Annotated in this window: 5 protein-coding genes; 2 read left to right on the top strand and 3 right to left on the bottom strand. The window is 49.9% G+C overall.

Annotated features, from left to right (window positions below; genetic code table 11):
* Positions 1 to 84: 84 nt before the first annotated feature.
* The 3 genes from RCF31_RS21765 to RCF31_RS21755 all read right to left on the bottom strand — a co-directional run bounded on the left by RCF31_RS21765 (position 85) and on the right by RCF31_RS21755 (position 4,099).
* Positions 85 to 1,104 carry a hypothetical protein gene (locus RCF31_RS21765; protein WP_416413352.1) on the bottom strand — a complete coding sequence of 340 codons (1,020 nt, stop codon included), beginning with the start codon at positions 1,102 to 1,104 and terminating at the stop codon, positions 85 to 87.
* A gap of 330 nt (positions 1,105 to 1,434) precedes the next feature.
* Positions 1,435 to 2,706 (bottom strand): gallate dioxygenase, encoded by a 1,272-nt coding sequence (locus RCF31_RS21760; protein ID WP_416413351.1) that lies wholly within the window; start codon positions 2,704 to 2,706, stop codon positions 1,435 to 1,437.
* Positions 2,707 to 2,719: 13 nt separating this feature from the next.
* Positions 2,720 to 4,099, bottom strand: a complete 1,380-nt coding sequence (locus RCF31_RS21755) for an MFS transporter (RefSeq protein ID WP_416413350.1) — start codon at positions 4,097 to 4,099, stop codon at positions 2,720 to 2,722.
* Between the two features lie 408 nt (positions 4,100 to 4,507).
* On the opposite strand from RCF31_RS21755, the gene RCF31_RS21750 reads away from it, so the two are divergent.
* Both RCF31_RS21750 and RCF31_RS21745 read left to right on the top strand, forming a co-directional pair.
* Complete coding sequence (locus RCF31_RS21750) at positions 4,508 to 5,917, top strand: hypothetical protein (RefSeq protein ID WP_416413349.1); 1,410 nt, start codon at positions 4,508 to 4,510, stop codon at positions 5,915 to 5,917.
* Positions 5,918 to 5,982: 65 nt separating this feature from the next.
* Positions 5,983 to 11,124 carry a hypothetical protein gene (locus RCF31_RS21745; RefSeq protein ID WP_416413348.1) on the top strand — a complete coding sequence of 1,714 codons (5,142 nt, stop codon included), beginning with the start codon at positions 5,983 to 5,985 and terminating at the stop codon, positions 11,122 to 11,124.
* The last annotated feature ends 61 nt before the right edge of the window (positions 11,125 to 11,185 follow it).

Genomic DNA, 11,185 nt, shown 5'->3' with positions numbered 1-11,185 from the left:
CACCACGGATGAGCAGAAAACAGTCACGGCAGCGCCAGATGATGCTTACCCTCTGCCCATGGAGTTTTGAGCAAAGGGAGCGAATCAGAGGTGGGTATATAAATGGAAATGCAGGAAGTAGTAACTGAGGTAACCAAAGAGAGTCAGAGCCACCAACATCATGACAAAACCAACGGTATTGGTCATCGCTGAACGGAAGATAAAGGTCTTACGCGGTGTCAGTAACACGGCAACCAGTGGAATGATGAACAGGAAGTGGCCGATAAAATCCGTCAAACCAAATGGGATAAACGCCAGCACCACGATGGTGGCAAGCACCCCAATGCTCGCATAGCCCGCCATTTTTCCTGTATAGATATGCCATGCCAGGCATAACTCAACGAAACCACAGGCCCGAACAAAAAACGCCCAGTTCAGCCCCATCGCCAGATAGCTATGGTCGTTCAGCAGCTGGTAGAAAAGGGCCGGCTGCATAAATTTATCTATACCTCCCCAGAGGAAAGAATAGCAAAGTACGAAACGAAGCAATTCCAGCTCAGTACCGTAAGCTCTTCGCGGCAATATTGTCTGCGTGATTAAATAAACACCCGTACCGACAAAAACAAAATAATCCAACATATGGAACAAGCCATAAAGCTGAACGGCATAGCAGTATAAGAACAGGATGCCAAAACCAGCAATAAAGCTTGATCTTTTTGAGAAGGCAGTAAATGCGATGACGAAATGCAGGTATTTCAGCCACGGATTCTCAATAATAAGTTCCGGGGTAAGAATAACATGAGGGTAAAATATTCCCAGAGTCAGGAAAAATACACCGGTCCCCCAGCGCATAATTTCCGGTATTGCATTGTGCGATTTTTCTAACCAACCATGGAGCTGTGGGCGATCGGTAAAAGAGGGGATTTTTCGATCCAGTACCGAAGTAGCAAAAATGATAGCAATGGAAAGAAAGAGTAGCGCCCAGAAGTCCTGAGCTCCTGCAATCCGGGCAAGAGACTCTGGAGCTTTGGTGGTGTCATAGTCAACAAACCATTTAATGTGGGCGGATGCCATCAACGGAAGCCCCAACACGCTGGCAGCAACAATACGGGTTTTAGTTATCATAGAGTCCCTCAGGAGAGTCCTTCTCTTATTTAAATAATGACGCTGAAGTGTAAAGAACTGTCATTAGGTCCACTATGAGAAAACAGGAAGAGAGGGGGAGTCATTTCCCGATATATGTGCTTATGAGCCTGTCATTGGGGACAACTTACTGGGCGTGCCTAACGGAAGCCTTTCTGCGTAAGGAAAAATGTCACAGAGCGCGGTCAATAATTGACCGCGCTCTTGCCCAGGTGCGCCGGGCGTGGCCCGCAGAAGGTTATCCACAGGGTTTTGCCACGGATATGCACCCGGAATGTGGACAAAGCGGGGCGGCTCTATCGCGCACAGCGATTACTTAGCGGTTTGATCTTCTTTTCCCGCCACCGAATAGGTCACCTGCTGATTGCGGGTTTTCATAAATTCCTCCAGTGAGATACCCCGCATCGCCGCGTAAATATCCAGATTGGAAGCCCCAATCACCGCGCCCATTTTTTCCAGCAGGAAAAAGCTGGCACCGTATTGAATCAGGCTACGCCAGTCACGCTGCCGAATCATTTCACATTCGCGCGCGCTCAATTGCGCGGCATCGAACATGGCTTCAGCATCGTGACGAAAACGCTCGCGCGGACCCGGCTGGATTAGCTGATGCAGGAAGCGGTTGAGACGCAGGCTCTCCAGACTGCGTTGCTGGGTGAAGGGATAGCTGCCTGGCAATTTTTCGATGCCCGCCAGTTCCCGCACCATTTTTTCGCGATGTTGTTGTATCGTGTCCAGCGGGGCGTCACCGGCCTGATTTTCCAGCACCAGAGTGGCGATGCCGGTCATGGAGGGCAGGTAGTAACCCTGATGTTTTTTCACCACATTGGCGGAAAGTGCACCACGCATCACCAGCCACATTATTTCCTCCGTCCCTTCTACACCGCTCAGTTCGGCGTATTGCGCAATAGTCAGTTCCGTCAGACGCTCAGGATCGTTAACCAGCAAATCCATAAATTGCTGATCCCATTCCACATTATTAAAACCACAGCGCTCCCCGTGCACCTGATGGGAAAGGCCGCCAGTGGCGACAATCGCGACGTTGATATCTTCGGGATAGCTTTCAATCGCCCGGCGCAATGCCTGTCCCAGCTTGTAACAGCGGCGTGCAGAAGGAATGGGGAATTGCAATACGCCAACCTGCAATGGAATCACTTTTGTCGGCCAGCCGTCTTTAAACGGCAGCAGCGCGGAAAGCGGGGAGAACAGGCCATGATCCAGTGGCTTATCCATAAAGAATGACATATCAAATTCGTCGCTCATCAGGCTGGTGCCGATATGACGTGACAGCGCGGCATCGCCTTTCACCGGCGGTAAATCGCGTGGGCCGCCACCTTCATCAGCCACCCGATACTGATTATCAATGCCCAGCGAAAAGGCAGAGTAGTGGTCAAAGAAGAATGAAGTGACGTGGTCATTAAAGATATAGACCAGCGCATCGGGTTTCTTTTCTTCCAGCCACTGCTGCATCGGTGCGAAGCTGGCAAAAATCGGCTCCCAGGCACCTTCATGCTGTTTATCATGGTCAACAGCAAAACCTATGGTTGGGGTATGAGAAACGGCCAGGCCGCCAATGATGTTCGCCATGGGATGTCTCCACTTATCGGTTATTTAAGGTTTGTGACAGCGCGGGGATGTCGGCAAGTCCGGCGCCTTTTATTTTCATGGTCAGAGGTACTGTGCGATGCAAAACGATGCTCAGCGCTGCCAGCAAGGCAGGCAGGGCGAGGATGAAGAAAATGGATGACTGGTCAGGAAACGCCCCCATCAACAGCCCGCCCACCGAGGAGCTGAGAATCGCCCCGGTGCGGCCAATGCCATGCATCCAGCTCACCCCGGTGGCGCGAATTTCCGTGGGGTAGTAAGCCGGTGAGTAGACCTGCAAGCCGTTCTGCGCACCGTTGATGCACATGCCGATAATAAAGATGAAGGCTCCGAGCGCCACGCCGCTGAAACCAAAGACGCCCTGCGCCGCCAGGCAGAGACAGCCCAGCAGATACACCACGCCAATGACATATTTGGCGTTCAGTTTGTCCATCAGTGCGCCAACAATGATACCGCCTAACGGGCCACCGAGCTGGAACAACCCGGCGAGGATCGCGGCCTGCTCCAGTGAAATACCACCAGAACGCATAATGGTCGGCAGCCAGCCGTTCAGCAGGTAAATCACGAACAGCCCCATAAAATAGGTCAGCCACAGGATGATGGTGCCGCGGGCAAAACCATGGCGGAAAAGCTGGGCAATCGGGCTATGGCCATTGACGCGTGGCGAGTGCAGTACAAAGCTGTTTTCGTGGCTAAAATGGCCGCCCATGCGGTTCAGCAGCGCGGCAATCTGCTGACGCGGTGCTTTGCGCACCAGCAGATTCAGTGCTGATTCCGGCAGCAGCCAGGCGAAGAAGGGCAGCATCAGCAGGGGAACGACCCCACCAAAAATCAGCACTGCCTGCCAGTGATACAGGCTGAGCAGACCCGCGGCGATAAACCCACCCAGACCCGAACCGATATTAAAACCACTGAACATCAGGGTGATCATCACCCCCTTGCGGCGTTCCGGCATATATTCCGACAGCAACGTCACGCAGTTAGGCATGACCGCACCCAGCCCGAGGCCGGTGATGAACCGCAGCAACGCCATTTGCAGTGGCGTGGTGGCAAACGCGCACACCAGACTGAAGGCGGAGAACATCAGAAACGATAACAAAATAATGCGTTTACGACCGAAACGATCCGAGAGCGGGCCAGCAATTAACGCGCCGATGGCAACGCCAAACATTGCAGCACCGAGAATCGGCCCCATCGCCGCGCGGGAAATGCCCCAGTGTTCAATCAGCGCGGGAGCGATAAACCCCATTGCGGCGGCATCGTAACCGTCGAACATGATAATGACCAGACAGAGGAATAATACGCGCCACTGGAAAGGCGAAATCGGCCGGGCGTCGATCCACGCTTTGATATCGACCAGGTTGTTTGTGTTCATGGGTACGCTCTCTGTTATGCCGTGTCAGACGGCTATTGTCATGATGAGAGAAATTTAACAATCCGATCACACCTTAAGCATGGCGACAGGCAGTGTCTGTCAAAAAAGGCTTTTAAGGGTATGAGTTAAATTTATATTGTGAGCTGGCTGACAAACTCAGCGCGTGCAGAAACAGCCCGCAGATGGTGTTGTCCGCAGGGAAAGTAAAGGTTAAGTATGAATTTCGTTTAGCAGGCTGCTGAGACAGTCAACGCGATCAACATGGGTAACACAGGACCAGAATCATCGTAGAAATCACATCACCTCTATAAGTTTAAAGACGATAGTTCAGGTATTTTTCCGAAAATTTGCATCGGATGTTACCGGTAATCTTTCCTGAAAATAATACTATCGATTTCAGGATATCCCATGAATCAGCTCGTTTCTTACCAATATACTAAACCAATCAATCAGATAAGCCCCACGGAACCCACTTCCTCGCAAAGTGACAGTACCCAGCAGACTTACCCTGCATGCGATAAGAATGCATTGGCAACGCTGCTCGACTGCGCCGGCTTTACCGCTAAAAGAAATGAGGACTGGTGTAAAAACCGCATCATTGGTGCGCATTTCGAGGCGCTATGTACGCCAGAGGTTGCCGATTGGCTGCTTGAGCAGACCGGGCTGAGGTATTTCCCCCCGGTCCCTCAGCCGGATGGCATGCCTGCTCCGCTGACGACACTTTTTTATGGCGCGGGCGCCCAGCTGGACGGGCCGGAGAAGGCGAAGCTGCTTGAGGCATTGCAAAAGCTGGAACAGAATTGCCCGCACGTTAAAGAGGAGGAGCCGGTAGCACAGCCGGTGGTACTCCCGGACTGGAAAGCGAGTGTCGCCCGACTGAAGGAATTCCGTCGCCTGGGGGAAAACCGGGTTTATCTGGAGGTGGATGTACCGCGTCTGGAGGAAACGACGCTGGATCTCGCAGAGCGGAAATGGACGCCAGATGCCCAGCATGCGGGAGCTTCGCTGCATCTTATTTGTAAGCAGCTTTTAACCCATTACGGGAAACAGCAAGCGCTTATGAAAGCACAGAACATAGGCGATCAGAATGTCGCTATGCGGGATTCGATACTGTCGTTATGCAATCTGGCGCAGGCGCTGGAGAAGGCCGACACGCTACTGATTGGGTTAGCTGAGTACAAGGCCACCGGAGACCAGGAGGTACTGCCCGCTGGGGCAGAAACCGCGATCAGAGAGTTACAGCGAGCGTGGGCGGAGTTGCAATTTGCACCGCTGTGGCGGGCAGTGGATATCCCAATAAATATCGCTGCATTCGATAAGTCGCTGCATAAGTTACTGGATGACACCTTCAATGCCTTAGAGGCAGGTTGCAGCCTGACGGTAAAAGCGATTCAGGCCGAGCGTCCGCATTATCTGCGGGCAACACGCACCGAGCAGCAATGGCTGCAGCAGGAAGCGGACGATGTCATCAAAGCATGCCAGTTCAGTAGCAATCCATTGGTTTCGCAGTCGGCGGCGGCCCTGAATAGCCTGTGTCAGAAGATGTCGGTAGCGCTGTCTGAAGCCGGTGCATGCAAAGATGACGTGATACTGGCAATGCGACAATCTTCCGGTGACTTGTGTGACCTATCAGCGGCGCTGCAAAACGCCGATGCCATTCAGTCATTGGTGGAGAAGGGACAAACGGCAGGAGAAGAAAAAGGAGTCCGTGCGCTGGCAGAGAAGGCGCTAAATACGGTAAGTAATGAACTGAATAAAGCGCTAAAAAAGCTGACGAAACACCAAAAAAACTGGCTGGCGCGCAGGTCCCCGGCCTGAAAAAAGGGGAATTTAGTGGCGCGTTCCACAAACTCAGCAGCGAAATAAAACTTCTGACGGAACAAATGGAAGTGAATCGGCAGGCCGTGAAGGAACCGCTGCCAAAAGGTATGGACGATTTCCTGTTGCGCAGTCTTGATCATAGCCGGCTGGCACGCAAACTGGGTAAAACCGATGACAAAACAGCAGACTCGTTGTCAGCACTGTGGCGGCTGGGGGTGAAAGGCTGTCAGGGGGTTCGGAAAGCTTGCGCTCATTATTCCACTGAAGCGATGCAGAGTGATTTTAATCAGCTAATCAGGGGGGCTATCACCGGTCCGATGAGCGTTATGTACCGGGTATGTAATGCAACTGAGGATTTGTCGACTGCGGCGGTTGAGGCGGCAGCGAAAAACACCGAAGTGAAGCGACTGGCGACCGACAAAAACCGTCCGTTAATCGAGGATGCGCCAGAGAAAACGATAAAGGGCTACCGGGAAGAAAAGATGGCGGCTCTGAAGCTGAAGCAGGAAAACTCCAGCGCCGAGATGGAAAAACTGGGGATGTCGCTGGACAGGCTGAAAAGGGATCTGGACCGGATGCTGGATGCTTTTCCAAAGGATGCACAGCAGAAGAATATTCATGAACTGCGTGGATGTTGTGCCAGGGCGGTGAAAACCTTTCAGAAAGCACAAACGCGGGCGAGTGGGGCTTTGGACGAATTGGTTCAACCTGGGGGAAAAGCAGGAGAGAAGCTGACGGGTGCTGCACTGCGTGATAAGGCGGACTATAAAAATGCGCAGCGTGTTGTTCAGCAGGCTCTGGCCGAGATGCGCGGAGCCATGAATGTTGTGGCAATGGCAACGACGAAGATTACCGGGAAGTGTTTTGATCTGTTTTCCAATGACGCACGCATTATCAGGCCGATGGCGGAAAGTTTGTTCGCCTTCGAAGCCATGATGCCTGCGGATGCCACGGCAGATGAGCGTGCAGATCGACGAGCGTTGGTGAACGTCGTGGCGCGTAAGATGGGACGTTGCTTCGCCAAACCCACCGATCCGCAGGGAAAAGATTTTGCCCGACGCGTGCTGGCCGAAGTGGATCGCCAACGGGAAAACATGCATGTGGTGCCGAAGACGGCTGAAGAGGTGATGAAATTCTTCCTGAGTTGGGAACAGCAACTGATCGAAAAATCTCCCAGTAAAATGGTGTCAGGTTTAGCGTACGGGGCGGCTAAAGCCGTGTTTAGTGCAACGTTGCCGAGTATGTGTGGGGAAGTGATGGTACACACTGCGAAGGCGATAAAGACGGTCGTCAAACTGGCCATTATCACGGCTCAGTATTACGACCAGAAAAAAAATCTTGAAAACTCAGTTAAGCCGGGGCAATGCGTCAGGCAAATTCATAAGGATGCGCTGAATGACTGGCTGCTTAAGTCAGCGTTGACTGAGATTATCAGTGCGTTGGTACCGATGCCTGAGGGAGTGAGCGTGGGTGCGAAGACGGTAGCGCAAGTTGCATTGACCGGGGCGAAGATGAAGCGTGACGGCATTATGCCGACATTTAAAAAAATAGGGGAAGAATTCAAGAACGAATTGCCATCAGCCATGTTGCTTCAGGGCGTTGCGGCAGGTGCGAAAGAGGTCGCGCTTGATCAGTATGAATGGGACCTCGCCAGGTTGCAGAAGCAAGCATTAGCCGATTTAGCCCAGGGTGATACTCGCACTGCGGGGCAGAAGCAGCCACGCTCTGTGGCAGAGACCGAGGCGATGCAAGGGGATGCCGCTGTGGCGGATGTGTCATCACCCCGCAAACTCAGAGGTAAAAGAGGTGTTACGACGGAGACGGGGACGGGGACGAAAGTCAGTGCCGAAGACAAGATTGCGGCAGTTAATAGCCGGAGTCGTGGCTCCTTCTCGGTGAATACCAAGGTTGAGGTTTATCAGGGGCATCCAACCTATGACACGATAACAGTTGATCTTAAAACAGCACTGGAAAATAAAGACAATAAATTTTTAAATGTCCGTTATCCAACAGGTACATTAACGTCAGTACAAAACGAGTTCGATAGTTATTCAAAGCGTAATTTTCATCGCGATAAAATAACATTTATCGCAAGGCAGATGACACCCGAGCAGTGGGTTGCCTATATGAATTTCAAACATAATGGTGCAAACATATCACAATCCCGCCTGGTATACGTAAAAACCGACGGTACAGAAGGTACGGGTGAATTACAGGACGTGTTAAACAATACCAATGGTGACGTTTCCAAAATAATCAGAAGCGATGATTATCTGGCAAAAAGAGTGGTTGATGATTTGGATTTTTATGTGCAGGCAAATAAAACGCTTCCACTTGAAGATCGTATCACACAGGATAGGTTAAATTTCGATCGCACCCTTGCATATTATAATATGGCAAATGGTGATCCTAAGAAACTGCCTGAGTTGATTCAATCGGGTGAGCTATCTGCATCATCATGGGGTGCATGGAACACGATACAGGATACTAAAAATGAGCTGAATCATGCGATTGCAGATAAAAAAAGTTTCACCGAGGTCCGGCAAGCTCATCGGGACATGTTTTATAAACAATATGAACAGATAGACCCTGGTAAAGGTTATGAGTATAACCAGGCTATACAAAATAAAATCGACCTGATCAAAAATGAGTACGATATTTATACTGCTCTCGAACAGGATACCAATGAAGCCATTAACGCTCTGAAATCGCAACGCATCACCTTCTCAGAGGAACCATTAGAGCGTATGCGGCAGTCACTTATTGTCGCCTATAAGATGAAATACCCGGAAGGGGCAGAAGGATTCCGTGATAAAGAAATTTATCAGGACGCACTGCGGATATTAGCGAATAAAGATGCCGATCCAGAAAAAGCACAGGATCTGGAGAATGCGCATATGTTGATTAATTATATTGGCTATCACCGGCCAGAATGGACCGGAAATCGGCATATCAAATTGGATGCTAATGATTTTTATAAAAATCTTTCTGATGTCAGTGTCAAAATGTCAGCTGAAGATGTATTTGATACCTTTAGTCAAACCCTGTCATCTCCGGCATCTTCTTATAAGGGATTGAATGAATTACAGCCTATTTCAGAATACTGGAATAAAACAGATAGCGAATATTATGCTGATATTGAAGACTACAAAAATAATCATGCAAAAAATGAAGCTACTGATGATATCCATTATCTGGAACTCTCTTCGGGAGTCTATCCGACAGATTTATTGACCTCCCCCGTTGCTGTCAAAACTTTTCAGGTGGAAGTGCCGGTTACTGAAGTCAGGTTCAGCGAGGGTAAAACCCTTAAAGGAGATTTTAACCATTATAAAACAGAGAAGGGAACAGTATCGTTGTATCAGACCAAGTCCGGTGATTACTGGGCTTTGACGACAGTGGGAAATAACAAGAAGCTGGCAAAGATAAATGCTGACACTTTTTCCCGCTATGAGAATCTAAGTTCTTTCGATAATGAAGAACAGGTCAAAAGATTTTTCAAAGATACCGGTGTCGATGAAGATTTATTACCACGCCCGGAAACAACCTCGGCATATGCGACTCTTGCGAGTGGAGTCGATAGCGTCTTGTTAGCACCATATCGTTTGGGTCAAGCCATTGCAGGGCGTGACATCTCAAAGCCTGTCATTAAGGTGCATGTTGATCAACGCTATTTTAAAGTCAAAGAAACGGGTCCGGTGCGCACCAATCCGAATAGAAGCATGCGTCAGTTGATGATTGATGAAGCAACGGAAACCAATAAGCAGGTGGCAGAAGAGAAGAAAAACTTCGCCTCGTTTGATCGTAGAACTAAACCTGCTGACTGGGATAGCCTTTCACTGCAAAAGAGATTTTATCGTGCCCTGAGTATCACCTGGGGCCAGGCCAAGGATTTTAACCTCGCTGTTTTTAAACCACTGGAAATCTATGTCCGCTGGCTGGAAGATGCCGGTTATAAACCAACCGACGAAGACATAGCGGAAGCCTATGTTGATTTAGGCATCGCCATCGCGACGCTCGGTTATGGCTCCACGGTTAAAAGTATCAAGGGAATCAAAAAGGCACTGCAACTGGTGAGAGAAGCCAGAGAGCTGGGTCTGAAAGGGAAGGCATTTAAATTGCATATGTTTAAAGGTATGGCGCCTTTCATGAAAGGTGCGGCTAAAGGCATGGTGAAGGCACCGTTGCGCGAAGCCTTTCCTCTGTATGACTTCTCCGATATGGCACTGAGCCTGGCTAAAAAACCATCGAGACCTGCAAGCCTGAACCTGGTGCCTGAGTCAGATGTGGCAAGAATCAATGGCCAGGCATCCGCGACGCCTGTTGTTAATACCCCCGGTACGATCAGCAGCCGAGGCATGAATGACACATTCCAGGTCGGTGTGACAAAAGATCAGGGCGTGACGATAAATCACTATGTTGACAGCCCGGCAGCGCGTCGGTCCTATGTCGATGATGCGCAGCAATTCTACACGCAGACCAATCAAAATGGTGCTGAAATTAGATTAACCACTCATGAGACCAATGGCGCTATTATCCATAATGAAATTACCGATGCCGACTATAATATTCGTACTTCTGGCGCATCGCCAAAAGGAAAAATTATCGTTTTAACGGGAACACATGGTAGTCCCAATGGCGTGAGAAATGACACATTTACCGAGCGCGGTTTTTATCGTAGCGATGTAAGAGCGAATGCGCTCAATTCAAATGTGCAGGTAATTGATATATCAGGGAAAACTGACGAGGAAATCGCAGCTATTATCAAGGGCGCGCAGAAAGGTGATACCGTTATCGGCGCTTTCTGTCACAGTCGTAATGATAAAGCTATTACCAAGGCACTTGGCATCCCACCGTTAGAATCACATGTCCCCGCGTATGGTACTGATTGGCTGAGAAATATCCAGCGCAAGACACCGTCATCGCTGCGTGAACTGAGTCCTGCGACATCAAGACTTCTGGTTCCATCGACTAAAGTGACGGCGGGCCAGGAATATGTGTCAAAACCTAACGAATCGCTGATGGATCTTATGATGGAATATAACTCGCAATACCCAAAAAATAAGACAAGTATTAATGCGTTAAGAAAGCTCAATCCTCATCTGGCAGATAAGAAGACGATCCCTGATAACGTCGTCCTTCCGGTGGGGACTAAAGTTAATATTCCGGAAGTTTCGACGAAAAAGAAGGGGATATTATGGTAATTAATTTATCCGCAGGCACATGAAAATCAACTCGCAGAGGGGTATGACACCCCTCTGCATT

The organism is Pantoea sp. App145 (genome assembly GCF_047947045.1).
Lineage (GTDB): Bacteria > Pseudomonadota > Gammaproteobacteria > Enterobacterales > Enterobacteriaceae > Pantoea.
The sequence above is the reverse complement of the archived record's forward strand: the minus strand, read 5'-3'. Positions and strand labels throughout refer to the sequence as shown.